Source organism: Dermacoccus sp. CCH2-D9 (assembly GCF_001556795.1).
Taxonomy (GTDB): domain Bacteria; phylum Actinomycetota; class Actinomycetes; order Actinomycetales; family Dermatophilaceae; genus Dermacoccus; species Dermacoccus nishinomiyaensis.
Window position 1 is genome coordinate 1 of record NZ_LSJT01000117.1, and the last position, 1,507, is coordinate 1,507.

Genomic DNA, 1,507 nt, shown 5'->3' on the forward strand with positions numbered 1-1,507 from the left:
CCCTAAGTGCCAGCCTGGTCGTGAGTCACTTGTGTTGAGGAGGCGTGGTGTTCACGGTCGAGGAAAAGCGGGATGCGGTAGTGACGTATCTGGGGTTGGCGTTCGGGCAGAAAACGGCGTGGTTGGCGCAGCAGCCGTTCACGGCGAGTCAGTTACGTCGCTGGCGTAGTGAGTATGTCCGTGGTGATCTTGACCGTGGCCTCACGCCGCGTCAGGGTGGCTCGATGGACCATATTCGCTCTGATCAGATGCGCCGGCTGGAAGAACAACTCGCCGCGCAAGAACGCCGCCACGCCACGGAAGTCGCGCGGCTACGGACCGAGGCTGACGGGCTACGTCAGGCGAACGAGTCGCTGGGAAAAGCTATCGGGCTCTTGCAACACTGGCACGCGCACGAGCCCGATACGCCCCCGACGACGCCACCCGAGCGTTCATCGCAGCCGAGAACGACCTCATCCGAGACCTGAGCGCGCTGGCGGGGTTCAGTCAGCGCCGTGCGCTGCAGGTCGCTGGTGTCTCGCGTGGCACGTGGCACGCCCGCCACCACCATGGCCGTGACGTTGCTGCGGCGGTATCGCCTGTGCCGCAGCGTGAGCGGGAGCAGCCAGCGAGGTTGAGCGCGTCGGTGTGCGCGCGGGTCGCGGGTTTCATCAGTGCGGGGCGCACGGGCGGTTTGGGTGTCGCGGGCGCGTTCGCGAAGGCGTGGGACGAGGGCTTCATGGAAGCGAGTCTGCGTTCGTGGTGGCGTATCGCCGCGCGCGTGCGCCGCGAGCAGGCCACAGTCGAGCAGGCCACAGTCGAGCAGTCGGGCGCGGCGGGTGAGCGGGCGGTGGCGCGGGTGAAACCGCAGGTGTTGGCGACTGGCGCGAACCAGGTGTGGGCGTGGGACATCACCGACCTGCCCACCGCGTTTCGGGGTGTGGCGTTCAAGGCGTACGCGATCATCGACATCTTCAGCCGCAAGGTGATCGTCGCGAGTGTGCACCAGCGTGAGAGCACTGCTGATGCGATGGCGTTGTTCATGGCCGCGATCGCGGCGGAGGGTGGGTGCGTGCCGCAGGTCGTGCACGCCGACAACGGCGCGGTGATGCGTTCGAACCTGCTGAACGAGTTCCTCACGGCACATGGCATCGAGGTGTCGCACTCGCGTCCGCGGGTGTCGAACGACAACCCGTACATCGAGTCCGAGTTCCGCACCCTGAAGAATCGGGCGTCGTATCCGGGCGTGTTCGCGTCGCTGGTGGAGGCGAGCACGTACGTCGCGCAGCACGTGCACTGGTACAACCATGCCCACCACCACAGTGGGATCGCGCTGTACACGCCCGCGCAGGTGCACGACGGGTCGTGGAAGATGCTGCACGCTCGCCGCCAAGTCAGCCTCGCCTACTACCAGGCGCGTCACCCCGAACGTTTCCGCGGCCACCGCGCGCCAGTGCCCGCCCCGAAAGCGTGGGCCGGAATCAACCATCCCGGCCCTGAGTGACTCACCACAGGTTGACATCCACCG

Annotated in this window: 2 protein-coding genes; both read left to right on the top strand. The window is 66.7% G+C overall.

Annotated elements, in window-relative coordinates:
* The first annotated feature begins 47 nt into the window (after nt 1-47).
* Entirely contained in the window at nt 48-467 is a 420-nt protein-coding gene (locus tag AX669_RS13080) for a hypothetical protein (protein WP_186318480.1), read from the top strand.
* Between the two features lie 158 nt (nt 468-625).
* On the top strand, nt 626-1,483 hold the full coding sequence (locus AX669_RS10230) for a DDE-type integrase/transposase/recombinase (protein WP_062258268.1): 858 nt from the start codon (nt 626-628) through the stop codon (nt 1,481-1,483).
* Nucleotides 1,484-1,507 lie beyond the last annotated feature (24 nt).